Annotated in this window: 13 protein-coding genes; 7 read left to right on the top strand and 6 right to left on the bottom strand. The window is 63.4% G+C overall.

All coding sequences use genetic code 11. The annotated features are described in order from the left end of the window. Positions 1–37 precede the first annotated feature (37 nt). The 5 genes from pstA to gph form a co-directional block, all read right to left on the bottom strand. Positions 38–1,345 carry a phosphate ABC transporter permease PstA gene (gene pstA, locus ABWP50_RS08635; RefSeq protein ID WP_353217592.1) on the bottom strand — a complete coding sequence of 436 codons (1,308 nt, stop codon included), beginning with the start codon at positions 1,343–1,345 and terminating at the stop codon, positions 38–40. Continuing rightward, complete coding sequence (pstC, locus tag ABWP50_RS08640) at positions 1,345–2,739, bottom strand: phosphate ABC transporter permease subunit PstC (protein WP_353217593.1); 1,395 nt, start codon at positions 2,737–2,739, stop codon at positions 1,345–1,347. Before pstC ends, pstA begins: the two co-directional genes overlap by 1 nt. Beyond that, positions 2,736–3,779: a substrate-binding domain-containing protein gene (locus ABWP50_RS08645; protein ID WP_502951015.1), complete on the bottom strand. Its 1,044-nt coding sequence runs from the start codon at positions 3,777–3,779 to the stop codon at positions 2,736–2,738. The genes pstC and ABWP50_RS08645 overlap by 4 nt, the downstream gene beginning before the upstream one ends. 205 nt (positions 3,780–3,984) lie before the next feature. Then, entirely contained in the window at positions 3,985–5,142 is a 1,158-nt protein-coding gene (locus ABWP50_RS08650) for a sensor histidine kinase (RefSeq protein WP_353217595.1), read from the bottom strand. Next, positions 5,139–5,819, bottom strand: coding sequence for a phosphoglycolate phosphatase (gene gph / locus ABWP50_RS08655; protein WP_353217596.1), 681 nt, complete (start codon positions 5,817–5,819; stop codon positions 5,139–5,141). The genes ABWP50_RS08650 and gph overlap by 4 nt, the downstream gene beginning before the upstream one ends. Positions 5,820–5,983: 164 nt before the next feature. On the opposite strand from gph, the gene glmU reads away from it, so the two are divergent. Both glmU and glmS read left to right on the top strand, forming a co-directional pair. Further along, positions 5,984–7,357 carry a bifunctional UDP-N-acetylglucosamine diphosphorylase/glucosamine-1-phosphate N-acetyltransferase GlmU gene (gene glmU, locus ABWP50_RS08660; protein WP_353217597.1) on the top strand — a complete coding sequence of 458 codons (1,374 nt, stop codon included), beginning with the start codon at positions 5,984–5,986 and terminating at the stop codon, positions 7,355–7,357. Continuing rightward, complete coding sequence (glmS, locus tag ABWP50_RS08665; protein WP_353217598.1) at positions 7,357–9,180, top strand: glutamine--fructose-6-phosphate transaminase (isomerizing); 1,824 nt, start codon at positions 7,357–7,359, stop codon at positions 9,178–9,180. Before glmU ends, glmS begins: the two co-directional genes overlap by 1 nt. Position 9,181: 1 nt before the next feature. On the opposite strand, the gene msrA is transcribed toward glmS, so the two are convergent. Further along, positions 9,182–9,715 (bottom strand): peptide-methionine (S)-S-oxide reductase MsrA, encoded by a 534-nt coding sequence (gene msrA, locus ABWP50_RS08670; protein WP_353217599.1) that lies wholly within the window; start codon positions 9,713–9,715, stop codon positions 9,182–9,184. A 169-nt stretch (positions 9,716–9,884) separates the two neighbouring features. Here msrA and ABWP50_RS08675 point away from each other — a divergent pair, with 169 nt between their 5' ends. The 5 genes from ABWP50_RS08675 to glnA all read left to right on the top strand — a co-directional run bounded on the left by ABWP50_RS08675 (position 9,885) and on the right by glnA (position 15,170). Beyond that, positions 9,885–10,679 carry a helix-turn-helix transcriptional regulator gene (locus tag ABWP50_RS08675; RefSeq protein WP_353217600.1) on the top strand — a complete coding sequence of 265 codons (795 nt, stop codon included), beginning with the start codon at positions 9,885–9,887 and terminating at the stop codon, positions 10,677–10,679. Positions 10,680–10,735: 56 nt separating this feature from the next. Further along, on the top strand, positions 10,736–12,361 hold the full coding sequence (locus ABWP50_RS08680; protein WP_353217601.1) for an MFS transporter: 1,626 nt from the start codon (positions 10,736–10,738) through the stop codon (positions 12,359–12,361). 12 nt (positions 12,362–12,373) lie between these two features. Beyond that, a complete protein-coding gene (locus ABWP50_RS08685) occupies positions 12,374–13,144 on the top strand; it encodes an SDR family oxidoreductase (RefSeq protein WP_353217602.1) in 771 nt (256 codons plus the stop codon). A gap of 169 nt (positions 13,145–13,313) precedes the next feature. Continuing rightward, on the top strand, positions 13,314–13,652 hold the full coding sequence (locus tag ABWP50_RS08690; RefSeq protein ID WP_353217603.1) for a P-II family nitrogen regulator: 339 nt from the start codon (positions 13,314–13,316) through the stop codon (positions 13,650–13,652). A gap of 108 nt (positions 13,653–13,760) precedes the next feature. After that, positions 13,761–15,170, top strand: a complete 1,410-nt coding sequence (glnA, locus tag ABWP50_RS08695) for a type I glutamate--ammonia ligase (protein ID WP_353217604.1) — start codon at positions 13,761–13,763, stop codon at positions 15,168–15,170. Positions 15,171–15,408: the final 238 nt, after the last annotated feature.

Below are 15,408 nucleotides of genomic sequence, written 5' to 3' on the forward strand. Positions count from 1 at the left end.
TTGGGGACGGCATTGTGGCCGATGGCCGTTGTGGTGTTCACCAGCGCCTCTCGAATCGATTGCGAAGATAGATGGCGAAGCTGTTCATCAAGATCAGGATGACCAGCAGCACCAGGATGGCTGCGGAGGTTTTTTCAACAAAGCCGCGCTGCACATCATCGGACCACAGGAACACCTGCATCGGCAGCACCGTGGCCGGCGCGGTCAGGCCCTGCGGCGTATCGGTGACAAAGGCGCGCATGCCAATGAGCAGCAGCGGCGCGGTTTCGCCCAGCGCGCGCGCCACCCCGATGATCGTGCCGGTCATGATGCCCGGCAGCGCCAACGGCACGACATGCTGAAACACCACCTGGATGGGCGACGCGCCAATGCCCAGCGCGGCATCGCGGATCGACGGCGGCACCGATTTGATCGCCACCCGCGACGCAATCACGATCACCGGCATGATCATCAACGCCAGCGTGATGCCGCCCACCAGCGGTGATGAGCGCGGCATGCCCAGATAATTCAGGAAAAACGCCAGCCCCAGCAACCCGAAGATGATCGATGGCACCGCCGCCAGATTGTTGATCGACAGCTCGATAATGTCCGCCAGCCGGCCGCGCGGGGCAAATTCCTCCAGCCACGCCGCCGACAGCACGCCAAGCGGAAAGGCGATGATGATGGTGACAAACAGGGTGAACAACGATCCCAGCGCGGCGCCGCCGATGCCGGCAAGCTCCGGCTCAGTGGAATCGGCATTACCGATGAAGGCCTGGTTGAACACCGTGCGCAGCCGGTTTTCCTTGGCCAGCCAGCGCCAATCCGCCACTTCGCGGTCAGACACGCCGCGGCTGTCCGCCGGGGCATCCAGATCATATTTTCCCTTGGCCAGCAGATCGATGGCGGATCGCACCGGCACCCACATCACCGCCTTGCTGCCGATCAGATCGGGCTGCGCCACCAGCCGGTCGCGCAGGGCCAGCCACGCTGCATCCGACAGCATGTCCGATGCCGGGCCAAGCTGCAGCGCTGTCTTGTTCATCAAGGCGACGTAATCGGCGCGGGCGAGCACTGCCTGGCCGCCGGGGCCGCGCACGGCAGCCGCATCCACGCCAAGCGTCGCTGCATCGAAGCTCACTTCGACGCGGGCTTCGGTGCGCAAAAATCCGGTCCAGCCGTCGCGGACAATGGTGAACAGCAGGAACGCCAGAAACCCAGCCGCAACCATCAGCGCGCCAGCACCCATGCGGCGAAAATTGCGTTCAGCCCGATAACGCCCGGCGATGCGCGATTGCATCTCCCGCGAGGTCCAATCGGTGGGTTGGCGCTCCAGGGGCAGCGCAGATGCGGCGCGGGTTGCCATCACTCATATGCCTCCCGGTAACGCTTCACCACGGCAAGCGCGTAAATATTGAGCACCAAAGTCATGCAGAACAACACCAGCCCGAGCGCGAAGGCCGACAGCGTCTTGGCACTGTCAAATTCCTGATCGCCGGTCAGCAAGGCCACAATCTGCGTGGTGACGGTCGTGACGCTGCTGAACGGATTGGCCGTGAGATTGGCGGCCAGGCCCGCAGCCATCACCACGATCATGGTTTCGCCGATGGCGCGGCTGACAGCCAGCAGCACGCCGCCGACGATGCCGGGCAAGGCCGCTGGCACCATCACCTTCTTCACGGTTTCCGACATGGTAGCGCCCATCGCCAGGCTGCCATCGCGCATGGCGCGCGGCACGGCCGCCAGGGAATCATCGGCCATCGACGATACAAACGGGATGATCATGATGCCCATCACCAATCCCGCCGCCAGCGCGCTATCGGATGATGCATCAGAAATGCCGATCGCCAGAGCAAGTTGCCGCACCAGCGGAGCGACCGTAAGCGCGGCAAAAAAGCCGTAAACCACCGTCGGCACCCCGGCCAGCAGCTCCAGCACCGGCTTCAGCCAGCGGCGCAGCGACGGCGCCGCATATTGCGTCAGGTAGATGGCCGCCATCAAACCCAGCGGAATCGCCACCAGCATGGCAATGATCGCGCCGATGAAGATCGTGCCCCAGAACAGCGGCACTGCCCCAAACGCGCCGGTGGAGCCGACCTGATCGGCACGCAGCGCGGTTTGCGGGCTCCATTGCAAACCGGTGAGGAACTCCACCGGGGAGACCATGCCGAAAAAGCGGATCGATTCAAAAATCAGCGACAGCACGATGCCGAAGGTGGTCAGGATCGCGACCACCGATGCGAGCAGCAGCACCGCCTGCACCTGCCATTCAACCGCCGTGCGGGCGCGAAAATCCGGGCGGATGCGGCTGTAGCCCCACAGGCCGCCCACGCTGAGCAAGGCCACCGACAGCGCGCCGGCCAGCAGATCGCCATTGGCCACGGCAGCCGCATAAATCGGCGCCAGCCGCGGTGCCACCGGGTTGAACGCCTGCGGCAGATCACCGGCCACCAGCCCGCGCACTTCGTTCATCAACGCGGCCCGGTCGAGGCTGTCCTTGGGCTGCTCCGCCGCCGGCAGCGCCGCCAGCACCTGGCCTTCGATGATCCGCGCGCCGGCCAGCCCCCAGCCCGCCAGCACGATCAGCGCCGGCGCCAGCGCCAGCACCGCCACATAGGCGCCGTGATACACCGGGCGGCTGTGCACCGCGCCGAATTTGCCGCCAGCAGCCACGATCATGCGGCCAGCGCGGGCGCGGGCCGCCAGATAGGCCAGCCCGGCCAGGCCAACCACCAGCAGCAGGGCAATCAGCAACCTCATGTCACGCTGCCCTCATCCATCGCGGTCAGATCGCGCGCCACCGCTTCGCCGGCCCGGCGAATGGGCTCCGGCGCCGCCACCAGGCCCTTGCGCGCCAGATAGCCGCTGCGGCCCCAGGTCGATTCGCGGGCATATTCGGCCAGAAACTCGCGCATGCCGCGCACGGCCGGCACATGCTGCGCCTTGATATACAGATACAGCGGCCGCGACGCCGGGAAGGCACCGCTGGCGATATTGTCATAGGTGGCGGCCACGCCGTTCAGCGGCACATCCTTCACCCGGTCGCTGTTTTCTTCGACGAACGAGAAGCCGAACACGCCCAATGCATTGGGATTGGCTGCGATTTTCTGCACGATCAGATTGTCGTTCTCGCCGCCTTCCACAAACGCGCCGTCTTCGCGCACTTTTTCGCAAATCTGCTTGTGGGCGGCCTCGTCGGTTTTTTTCAGGGCCTTCATCGCCGGCTCACTGTTGCAGCCCTTGAGCAGATACAGTTCGTTGAAGCTGTCACGCGTGCCCGATGTCGGCGGCGGGCCGATCACTTCGATGCGCACCGCTGGCAACGCGGAATTGACGTCTGACCACAGCTTGGCGCGGTTTGGCCCCTTGCCAAACGGATTGGCGGCCAGCGCCAGATAGACATCGCGTTCGGTGAGCGGCGGGAAATTGCCGCTGCGCGATTGGGCGATCACCAGGCCATCGATGCCGACTTGCAGTTCGATGATGCCCTTGACGCCGTGGGCGCGGCAATCGGCAATCTCGCTGGGTTTGATGCGGCGCGACGCATTGGCGGCATCGGGAAATTGTGAACCAAGGCCGGCGCACATCAGCTTGATACCGCCGCCGGTGCCAGTTGATTCAACGATCGGGGCTGGAAACTCCTGCCACTTGCGCTTGAACTGTTCGGCCACGGCCGTGGTGAACGGATAGACTGTGGATGAGCCAACCACGCGAATTTGGGTGCGGCCGCCGCCGGAGCAGCTGGCCACAGCGGCTGCCAGCGCCAGCACGCCTGCAGCGCGACCGCCAGCCGAAAACAGGGACACTCTTCGCGTCAAGTTGAACCTCGTGTACACCTCCGGGCGAATCGCAGATGCGACAACCCCCGGCTTGCCAATAACGGCCAGCAGTGTGGGACTTATGACGGTTGTGTGACGTTATTGTTACGCCGTGGGACCGCAGCCCAAAAACCGGCAGGACGGTGTTCGCCCGACCAATATTTTCAGGGCCTGCAAACAGCAAGGCTCAGGCGAGCGGCAAGGTGAATCCCACGCGCGTGCCTTCACCCAGCCGGCTGTCGATCTCCAGCCGGCCGCGGTGCCGTTCGACGATATGCTTGACGATGGCCAGACCAAGCCCGGTGCCGCCCAGCGTGCGGCTGCGCTGCGAATCCACGCGGTAAAACCGCTCGGTCAGGCGCGGCAGATGTTCGGGCGCGATGCCATCGCCATCATCGCTCACCTGGATACGCACGGCCGCGTCGGTGCCAGTGCCGCCGGTGTCAACGCTTACGGTCACACGGATCGGCGTGCCGGTGCGGCCATATTTGATCGCATTGGCCACCAGATTGTGCAGCACCTGGAGGACCTGATCGCGATCGGCGATCACGCGCGGCAGCTCTTCGGGTTCGGCAATGATCAGGGCGCGCTGATCGGCTTCCAGCCGGATCGCCAGCGTGCGGCCGACTTCGGCGGCAATGCCTTTCAGATCGAGCTGCTGGGTGGGCCGGATGAACTTGTCCAGCTCGATGCGCGACAGGCTCATGAGGTCGTCGAGCAGGCGGCGCATCCGGTCCGCCTCGGTTGCCATGATCGCCAGAAAGCGCTGCCGCGCCGGCTGATCCTCCGCCGCCGGGCCCTGCAGCGTTTCAATGAAGCCGGTCAGCGTGGCCAGCGGCGTGCGCAGTTCGTGGCTGGCATTGGCCACGAAATCCACGCGCATGCGTTCGGTCACCTTGGCCTGTGTCACATCATCCAGCAGCACCAGGCAGCGGTCTTCGCCGTCACCAACCACCCTCAGGCGAAAGCTGCGATTGCCGCTGCCGATCCCGCTGATTTCACGTTCGTCGGCAATCGTGCCGGCATTCACGGCATCCACGGCATCCAGCAGCGCCGGGTGCCGCACGGTCAGGCGAATGTCGCTGCCCACCACCCGCTCACCCAGCAGGGCGCGCGCCGGCGCATTGGCCGCCGCCACCCATGATCCGCGCGTGACCAGCACGGCATCGTTCAGGCTGTCGATATGGATGCGGTCAGGCGGCGGCACCGCGGGCGGCGGCGGCGGCGGATCGGGTGTGCGCCGGGTGGTGGCTGGATCGGCATCGGGGCGGGACATGCGGCCCAGCACCACCCCGACCAGAAACATCGCCAGCGCGAGCAGCAGCATTTCAGCCAATTCGATCATGACGAATGCACGCCGGGCAGGCCAGCCAGCGCCGGCAGCAACACATCATAATGATCGATCACGGCATCCGCGCCCAATGTGGCGGCCGGCGCATCGGCAAAGCCGAAGCTGACCAGAACGACCGGCAGGCCGGCATTGCGCGCCGCGCCCACATCCGTGGCCGTATCGCCCACAAACGCCGCCGACGCCGCTTCGCCGCCGCAGGCCGCCAGCGTGGCGTGAACATGGGCTGCATCCGGCTTGGGCTGCGGCGCCAGATCAAAACCGATAATGGCTGCAAAGCGCGATTGCCAGCCAAGCGCTGCCACCAGGGCAATGGCTAGGCCGGTCGGCTTGTTCGTGCAGATCGCCAGCCGGCACCCTGCCGCGGCCAACGCGTCCAATGCCGGTTCCACGCCATCAAAGCCGCGCGACGTATCGGCAATATGCGCGGCATAATAGTCCAGAAACACCGGCATCGCAGGTTCGATCAGATCCGGCCTTGCATCGCCGGTGGCAGCAAACCCGCGATTGATCAGGGCGCGGGCACCGTGGCCAACCAGATGCCGGACATCGTCGACAGGCAATGGCGGCCGATCAAATGTTGCCAGCACATGGTTCATCGCGGCGGCCAGATCGGGCGCGGTATCGACCAATGTGCCGTCCAGATCGAACAATATGGTGCGGGGAAATTTCACGAAGCATCATCCATGGCACAAACCTGTTGCGAATTGGCGACAAACCGGAACGGGCGATGCGCCGCACCCGCACGACAATCAAGTCACCCGCCCTGCCCGATGCCCTGCCAGCGGCCTTGGCGCCCGTCTTTTCAAGCCATAACGCATGTGGCAGGGCAATACGCATGTCTGGTGTCCTTTCTCCTGCTGCCCCGGATCTCGGCCCGGCCTTTGCAGCTGTCATCCTGGCAGCAGGCATGGGCACGCGCATGAAATCGGCGCGGCACAAGGTGCTGCACGCCATTGCCGGCAAACCCATGCTGCGCCACCTGATGGATAGCCTGGCGGCGCTGGCACCGGCGCGCACGGTGGTGGTGGTGGGCGCCTTGAAAGAGCAGGTCGAAGCCGAAGTGGCGGGCCGCGCCGCCTTGGTGGTGCAGCAGCCGCAATTGGGCACTGGCCATGCCGTGCTGCAGGCGCAGGCGGCCCTGGGTGATTTCACCGGCAAGCTGCTCGTGCTGTATGGCGATGCACCGCTGGTAACAGCGGCCACCATGGCGCGGCTGCTGGCGGCCCTGACCGATGATGTTGCCGTGGCGGTGCTGGGGTTTCGGCCAGACCAGCCCGGCCGCTATGGGCGCATCATTGCAAGCAATGGCAGCATCGCGAAAATGGTGGAATACAAGGATGCATCGCCAGCCGAACGCGCCGAAACCCTGTGCAATTCCGGCCTGATGGCCGCGCGCGCCAGCGACATGTTTGCGCTGCTGGCCCGGGTGACCAACAACAATGCCAACCATGAATATTATCTGCCCGATGTGGTCGCGCTGGCGCTGGCGGATGGCCGGATGTGCGCCGTGATCGAAACCGCTGCCGATGAAGTGGCCGGCGCCAACAGCCGCGCCGAACTGGCCGATCTGGAGGCGATGTTCCAGCGCCGCCGCCGCGCCGAATTGATGGCCGCGGGCGTGACCATGCAGGCACCCGAAACCGTGTTCGTCTGCGCCGACACCTGCATTGCAGCGGATGTCGAAATCGAACCCTTTGTGGTGTTCGGCCCCGGTGTCACCATTGCGGGCGGCACGCGCATCCGCGCCCACAGCCACATCGAAGGAGCGAGCATCGGCCCCGGCTGCGAAATCGGCCCCTTTGCGCGGCTGCGTCCTGGCACGGTGCTGGCGGCTGGCGTGAAGATCGGCAATTTCGTTGAAACCAAGAATGCTGTGCTGGCCAGCGGTGCCAAGGCCAATCACCTCAGCTATCTGGGCGACGTGACCGTTGGTGCCAAAGCCAATATCGGCGCTGGCACCATCACCTGCAATTACGACGGGTTTTTCAAATATCGCACCGTGATCGGCGCCGGTGCCTTCATCGGCTCCAACAGCGCACTGGTCGCGCCCGTGACCGTGGGCGATGGCGCCATCGTGGCCGCCGGCAGCACCATCACCCGCGATGTCACCGCCGATGCGCTGGCACTGGTGCGACCGGCGCAAACCGAAACACCGGGCTGGGCAGCGCGATTCCGCGCGGCCAAGGCAGCGAAAAAAGGCAAAAACTGATGTGCGGCATCATCGGCATCATTTCATCGGCCCCAGTGGCAGACCGACTGGTCGATGGCCTGCGGCGCATGGAGTATCGCGGCTACGACAGCGCCGGCATCGCCACCATCCATGATGGCGTGATGGATCGCCGCCGCAGCCCCGGCAAGCTGGTCAATCTGGCCCGCGAGCTGGCGCTGACGCCGTTGCCGGGCACCATTGGCATCGCGCACACACGCTGGGCCACCCATGGCCCACCAACGGCCGACAATGCCCACCCGCACGCCACTGAAAACGTCTGTTTGGTGCACAATGGCATCATCGAAAACTTCAAGCAGCTGCGCCAGGACGTGCTGGCGGCGGGGCGCACACTCAGCTCGCAAACCGATAGCGAAGTGGTGGCACACCTGCTGGAACTGGCGCTGGCCGCCGGCCTGGATGCCGATGCTGCCGTAGCGCACACGCTGGCCCGGCTGCACGGCGCCTTCAGTTTTGCCATCATGTTCAAGCACTTGCCCGGCACGATCTATGGCGCGCGGCGCGGATCGCCGCTGGTGATCGGCATGGGCACCGGCGAGATGTTTCTGGGATCAGACGCCCTTGGCCTGGCGCCATTCACCAGCCGCATCGCCTACCTCGAAGAAGGCGACTGGCTGCGCATGACCGTGGACGCCGCGGCGATCTTTGATGCCGCCAACCAGCCTGTGGAGCGCCTGTTCATCACCTCATCGGCCAGCGCCGCCGTGATGGAGAAGGGCAATCACCGCCATTACATGGCAAAGGAAATCTACGAACAGCCGATCGTGGTGGCGCAAACGCTGGGGGCCTATCTCGATCCGCTGGCGCAAACCGTGGCCCTGCCTGACCTGCCGTTCGATCTGGCGGCGGTGAAACGCGTGCAGATCGTGGCGTGCGGCACCGCGCTGCTGGCCGGCCATGTTGCATCCTATTGGATCGAAGCGTTGGCGCGGGTGCCAGTCAGCATCGAAAATGCCTCCGAATATCGCTACCGCGATCCGGTGTACGAACCGGGCGGGCTGTGCCTGTTCATCAGCCAATCAGGCGAAACCGCCGACACGCTGGCGGCGCTGCGCCACGCCATTGCTGGCGGCCAGATGGTGGCCGCCGTAATCAATGTCGATACATCGACCATGGCCCGCGAAACCCAATTGCTGCTGCCCACCCACGCCGGCCCGGAAATCGGCGTCGCCAGCACCAAGGCCTTCACCTGCCAGCTGGCCGTGCTGGCCGCATTTGCCATTGCGCTGGCCAAGGCCAAGGGGCGCATGCCGGCCGGCGAAGAAGCCCGGTTGGTGCAATTGCTCACCCAGGTGCCGGCGGCAATGAATGCGGCCCTGCACAACGAAGCGGCGATTGCCGCGCTGGCACCCGGATTGGCTAAGGCACGCGACGTTCTGTACATGGGCCGCGGCCCGGATTACCCGATGGCCCTGGAAGGCGCGCTCAAGCTGAAGGAAATCAGCTACATCCACGCCGAAGGCTATGCAGCGGGTGAATTGAAACACGGCCCCATCGCCTTGATCGACGAACATGTGCCAGTGATCGTGATCGCGCCTTCGGGGCCGCGTTTTGAAAAAACCGTGTCAAACATGCAGGAGGTCATGGCCCGCGGCGGCCAGGTGGTGCTGCTGTCCGATGCAGCCGGAATCGCCGCGCATGGCCATGGCACCGTGGCTGCCATCGCCATGCCGGCCGTTGATCCGTTCATCAGCCCGCTGATCACCGCCATTCCGGTGCAGCTGCTGGCCTATCATGTCGCAGTGGCCAAGGGCACGGATGTCGATCAACCGCGCAACCTGGCCAAATCCGTGACTGTGGAATGAGTTAGCGCTTCAGCCGGTCCGCATAGGTCTTGCGGAATTTTGTCAGCTTGGGGCCGACCACGGCGACGCAATAGCCGTTTTTGGCGCCATTGGTTTCAAAATAGCGTTGGTGATAGGCTTCGGCCGGATACCATGGCGCGTTGGCTTCGATGCTGGTCACGATTGGGCGATCCCAATTGGCTTGGTTGCGGCTTATGGCCGCTTCGGCTTCGCCGGCCTGGATGGCGTTTTGCGGAAACAACGCCGAACGATACTGTGTGCCAGTATCGCCGCCCTGCCGATTCAATGTCGTCGGGTCATGCGTGTGGAAAAAAATGTCCAGAATTTCTGCGTAACTGATGACATCGGGATTAAATTCGATGCGCACGGCCTCGGCATGTCCCGTGCGCCCGGAACAGACTTGTTCATAGCTGGGATTTGCACCCGGCCCGCCGATATAGCCGGATTCCACGGCTTCGATACCGCGCAATTCTACAAAAACCGCTTCGGTGCACCAGAAGCAACCGCCTGCAATGATGGCAATATCTTTTTGCATCTACGCCTCGCCGTTTTTGGTTCGTTCACCAGTTGCTGCGTATGCAAATGGCTGCCGGCTTGAAATAGGCCGGCAGTGCAGGCGCGGCAAGGGGGCGCGCCGAATGCATCGCGTCGCAGGGCAGCGCGGCACGATGTGGCGCTTTGTGTGTAACTTATGGGGGCGTTGCGTGGACAATTTCAATGAAGTGCAGGCGTCGGTGCGCGACATGCGCGCCGCCGCCACCTTTGCCGATCTTGCTGAAGTGCTGGCCGCGGCCACCCGCAGCTTGCAATTCGATTATTTCGGCCTGTCGCAGCGTGCATCGGGCCAATCGGGCGCAGCAGCGCCTTCGGAACGGCTGGTCCTGGCAAATTTTCCGGCCGATTGGATCAATCAGAGACGCATCGTGGGCCGGATTGCCGACGATCCGGTGCTGCTGGCCAGCGAACGCAGCATCACGCCATTTGTCTGGAGCCAGCTAGACCGCGTTGTGCCGCTGACCGGGCGGCACCGATCCATGATCGCGCTGGCGCGGGCAGCCGGCGTCGGCGATGGCTATTCGGTGCCAATTCATGTGCCAGGGCAAATATCCGGCCTGGTCAGCTTCGTGATTGCCGAAGGGCGGGCATGGCCGGGCGACGCCTTGCCGGCTGCGCATTATCTGGCCTGTTTTGCCTTTGAAGCAGCGCGGCGATTGGCCATGACCGATCACGCGCCGGCGGCAGCGGTCAATCTCACGCCCAGCCTGACACAGCGGCAACTTGATTGCGTGGCGCTGGCGGCGCGCGGCAAATCCGATTGGGTGGCGGGGCAATTGCTCGGCCTGTCCAACGGCACGGTCCACAAATATCTGGAAGCTGCCAAGCAGCGTTATGGCGTGTCCAGTCGCACCGAATTGGTGGTTCGCGCGCTGCATGATGGGCATCTCAGCTTTGCCGATGTGCTGGGCAATGCAGCGGGTGACAGACGCCGGGCCGGCTGATAAGCCTAGCAATCTGAAGGAGCCAGCACAGGCCCGCAGCATGGGGCGCAACATATATGGCCGATCGCCACACCAAAGATGATGCTGCCAAATCGGCGGTTCCGCCGGTTGGCGGGCCTTATGCCTGGTATGTGCTGGCCCTGCTGGTGTTGGTGTATGTGATGAACTTCATTGATCGGCAGATATTGTCGATCCTTGCGGAAGACATCAAACGCGATCTCGGCCTGACAGATGCCGAGCTGGGATTTTTGTACGGCACGGCGTTTGCAGTGTTTTATGCGCTGTTCGGGGTGCCGATCGGTCGTCTCGCCGACAATTGGGTGCGAACACGCCTGCTGACGCTGGGCCTGACCTTGTGGTCCGGCATGACAGCCCTGTCGGGCCTGTCCAGCAGCTTTGGGCAATTGTCGCTGGCCCGTATCGGGGTGGGCGTGGGCGAAGCAACCGCTGGCCCATCGGCCTATTCGATGATTTCCGATTGGTTTCCCAAGGCGCGGCGCGCCACGGCTTTGTCGATTTATGCAGCCGGGCTGTATCTGGGCGGCGGGGTATCGCTGCTCATCGGCGCGGTGGTGGTGAAAGGCTGGAACACGGCCTATCCCGGCGGCGGCCCGCTGGGGCTGGTCGGGTGGCAGGCGGCGTTCATGGCGGTTGGCATCCCCGGTTTGCTGCTGGCGCTGTGGGTGGCCACCCTGATCGAGCCGATCCGCGGCCGTGCCGATGGCCTGCCGCCGCCGGTGCCGATGGCCGGGCGCGATATCTGGCGCAATTTTCTGGCCGACATGGCCAGCGTGATTCCACCGCTGACGCTGATCAACATGGCGCTGCTGGGCCGGCGCGCGCTGCTGGAGAATATTGCCGCGCTGCTGCTGGTGGCCGGGCTGGTTTCGGCGCTGGCCATCACCACGGGCGAATTGCTGCAATTCATCGCAGTTGGCACCGGCCTGTATGCGGTGATCAGTTGGGCCCAATCGATCCGCCACCGCGACAAGCCAACCTATGAAATGATCTGGGGCACGCCGGCATTTGTGCTGACCATCATCGGGTTCGGCAGCATCAGCTTTGTGGGCTATTCGGTCAGTTTCTGGGCGGCGCCCTATGCCATGCGCAGCTTTGTGGAACCGCTGGCTGCCAGCGGCAATGTGGTGCCCTGGTATGGCACACGCGAAGCGGTGGCGTTCATTCTGGGCGGCGGCGGCGCGCTCGGCGGCTTCACGGGCACCATCCTGGGCGGCGTGCTGGGTGATTGGGCAAAATTGCGCCACCCATCCGGGCGCATCATGGTCGGCTGCCTGGCCACGCTGGTGCCGGCGCCGTTCATCTGGCTGCAATACACCACCACCGATCTCGCGACATTCTTCCTGTATTTTGCCCCCACCACTGTCTTTGGTGCGATGTATGTCGGGGTTGCGGCGGCCACCACGCAGGATCTGGTGTTGCCGCGCATGCGCGGGGCGGCCACAGCGACGTTTTTCATTGGCACAACCTTGTTTGGTCTCGGCCTTGGGCCATGGTTCACTGGCTTTGTGTCCAAGTTGACCGGCAATCTGGGCAATGGCGTGCTGGCGCTGCTGTTGATGGCGCCGTTCACGATCACCTGCCTGTACCTTGTGTATCGTTGGCTGCCAGCCGCCGAGGCCAGCCGTATCGACCGCGCGCGCGGTGCCGGTGAACCCATCTGAAAGGGACATGCAATGAAAATACAGGATTTGTTCAGCGTGGCCGGCAAGACGGCTGTTGTCACCGGCGGCAGCCGCGGCATCGGCGAGATGATTGCGCGGGCCTTGGTGGAAAATGGGGCAACCGTGATCATTTCCAGCCGCAAGCCAGCCGATTGCGAAGCCCTGGTGGCGCAGCTTGGCCCGGCCTGCATCGCGATCCCGGCCGATTTGTCGCAAATGAGTGAAATCGAACGCTTCGCAGCCGCTGTGGCCGAGCGTTTCCCGCGGCTGGATATCCTGTTCAACAATGCCGGAGCCAGCTGGGGTGCCGGCATCGATGACTTCCCGGAAGCCGGCTGGGACAAGGTGATGGACCTGAACGTCAAATCCGTATTCTTCCTCACCCAGAAATTGCTGCCGCAGCTCAGTGCTGCCGCCAGCGCCGACAACATGGCCCGGGTGATCAACATCGGTTCGATCGATGGCCAGCACGTGTCTGATCTGGAAACCTACAGCTACGCCGCATCCAAGGCAGGGGTGCTGCACATGACCCGGATGATGGCCAAGTTCCTTGGCCGGCGCCACATTGCAGTCAATGCCATCGCTCCCGGCTTTTTCCCGTCGAAGATGACCGCCGGCATCCCCGAGGAGTTTCGTGACGCCTTTCGCGCCGCCACCCCGCTGCAACGCTGGGGCAATAGCGACGATATGGCCGGTGTGGCGCTGTTCCTGGCCAGCCGCGCTTCCGCCTACATGACCGGCGCCGTAATCACGGTTGATGGCGGCTACGCCACCACAGTTTGAAGGCAGCATGCCTGAATTGAACACGGCAAGGCCAGCCAATACCGAGCACGCGCCGCTTGCAAATGGGCAAAATTACGGTGGCGCAGCTGCACCAAAAAGCGCATGAAATCCATGGACCAAGGCGCAAGCGGCTGTGGCCCGAGTTTGCCGTACTGGCAGGGAGCAAGCTGTGAAAAAAGTCGAAGCGGTGATCAAACCGTTCAAGCTCGATGAAGTGAAAGAAGCCCTGCACGACGTGGGGGTTTCTGGCATCACTGTTACCGAAGCCAAGGGCTTTGGCAGACAGAAGGGCCACACCGAATTGTACCGCGGCGCTGAATATGTCGTGGATTTCCTGCCCAAGGTGAAGCTGGAGGTGGTCGTTGAAGACGATCAGGTCGAACGCATCGTTGAAGCAATCACCAATTCGGCGCGCACCGGCCGCATCGGCGACGGCAAGATTTTCGTGTCTCCCGTGGAAATGGCGGTGCGCATCCGCACTGGCGAACGCGACAGCGACGCCATCTGATTTGAAATAATCCGGTGCCCTCCGTCTGGCAGACGCGCAGCGGCCCCGCTAAAACCCATCAGCACCAACAATCAACACATCAACAATCAAAACAGAGGAACACGCCCGATGGCCACTGCTGCCGACATTCTGAGCCTGATCAAGGACAAGGACATTGAGTGGGTTGACCTGCGGTTCACCGATCCCAAGGGCAAATGGCAGCACTTGACCATGGTATCGGGCGTGATCGATGAAGACATGCTTACCGATGGTTTCATGTTCGATGGCTCGTCGATCGAAGGTTGGAAGGCGATCAACGAAAGCGATATGATCCTGATGCCGGATCTGGACGCGACCTATATCGATCCGTTCTCCGCCACGCCGATGCTGATCCTGGTGTGCGACGTTGTCGAGCCTTCGACTGGCCAGCTCTACAGCCGCGATCCGCGCAGCACGGCCAAGCGCGGTGAAGCCTATCTGAAGGCCAGCGGCATCGGCGACACCGTGTACATCGGCCCCGAAGCCGAGTTTTTCGTGTTTGACGATGTGCGCTTCGGGCTTGGGTACAATGAAGGCTTCTTCCACCTCGATGATATCGAGCTGCCGACCAACTCCGGCCGCAGCTACGAAGGCGGCAACATGGGCCACCGGCCGCGCGCCAAGGGCGGTTACTTCCCGGTTGCCCCGGTCGATTCAGCCGTCGATCTGCGCGGCGAAATGGTCGCCACCATGCTGGAAATGGGCCTGCCCTGCGACAAGCATCACCACGAAGTGGCCAGCGCCCAGCACGAATTGGGCCTGACCTACGGCAAGCTGGTGGAAACTGCTGATCGCATGCAGGTTTACAAATATGTCGTGCATCAGGTTGCCCATGCTTACGGCAAGACCGCGACCTTCATGCCCAAGCCGATCAAGGACGACAACGGCAGCGGCATGCACACCCACTTGTCGATCTGGAATGGCGGCACACCGCTTTTTGCCGGTGATCAATATGCCGGCCTGTCGGAGATGGCGCTGTTCTTCATCGGCGGCATCATCAAGCATGCCAAGGCCTGCAACGCCTTCACCAATCCGGGCACCAACAGCTACAAGCGGCTGGTGCCGGGCTTTGAAGCGCCCGTGCTGCTCGCCTACAGCAGCCGCAACCGCTCCGCTTCGTGCCGCATTCCGTACGGCACCGGCGCCAAATCCAAGCGCGTTGAAGTGCGCTTCCCGGATGCGCTGGCCAATCCGTATCTGTGCTACACCGCGCTGCTGATGGCGGGCCTGGACGGCATTGAAAACCGCATCCACCCCGGTCCGGCCATGGACAAGAACCTCTATGACCTGCCGCCACGCGAGCTGAAAAAAGTGCCGACCGTGTGCGCATCGCTGCGTGAAGCGCTGGCGGCGCTCGACAAGAGCCGCGCCGTGTTCACCAAGGGCGGCGTGTTCACCGATGATCAGATCGATTCCTATATCGAACTGAAGATGCATGAAGTGCTGCGCTGGGAAATGACCCCGTCGCCAGTTGAATTCGATATGTATTACAGCGCCTGAGCCGGCGGTCATAATGTGAAAAGGGCGGTCCTCGCGGGCCGCCCTTTTTGTTTGCAGGCCGTGCCCGCGCTGGTTCTGGCCACAGCGCAGCGCGCTGTGGCCAGCCGGCTTGTCAGAACAGCACACCAAACTCCAACCGGCCGCGGACCTGGCTGCGCTCGTTGCCCGCAGCGCCGAACGCTGCGCCAGCGGCAGCGCTCGAAGCCGACACCAACGACACTTCCGGGCGGATGAAGAA

Source organism: Sandarakinorhabdus sp. (assembly GCF_040398645.1).
Lineage (GTDB): Bacteria > Pseudomonadota > Alphaproteobacteria > Sphingomonadales > Sphingomonadaceae > Sandarakinorhabdus.

Coding starts and splice junctions, on each gene's coding strand:
- pstA (WP_353217592.1), bottom strand. CDS start 1,345: ATGGCAACCCGCGCCGCATCTGCGCTGCCCCTGGAGCGCCAACCCACC.
- glmU (WP_353217597.1), top strand. CDS start 5,984: ATGTCTGGTGTCCTTTCTCCTGCTGCCCCGGATCTCGGCCCGGCCTTT.
- ABWP50_RS08685 (WP_353217602.1), top strand. CDS start 12,374: ATGAAAATACAGGATTTGTTCAGCGTGGCCGGCAAGACGGCTGTTGTC.
- msrA (WP_353217599.1), bottom strand. CDS start 9,715: ATGCAAAAAGATATTGCCATCATTGCAGGCGGTTGCTTCTGGTGCACC.
- ABWP50_RS08650 (WP_353217595.1), bottom strand. CDS start 5,142: ATGATCGAATTGGCTGAAATGCTGCTGCTCGCGCTGGCGATGTTTCTG.
- glnA (WP_353217604.1), top strand. CDS start 13,761: ATGGCCACTGCTGCCGACATTCTGAGCCTGATCAAGGACAAGGACATT.
- pstC (WP_353217593.1), bottom strand. CDS start 2,739: ATGAGGTTGCTGATTGCCCTGCTGCTGGTGGTTGGCCTGGCCGGGCTG.
- glmS (WP_353217598.1), top strand. CDS start 7,357: ATGTGCGGCATCATCGGCATCATTTCATCGGCCCCAGTGGCAGACCGA.
- ABWP50_RS08680 (WP_353217601.1), top strand. CDS start 10,736: ATGGCCGATCGCCACACCAAAGATGATGCTGCCAAATCGGCGGTTCCG.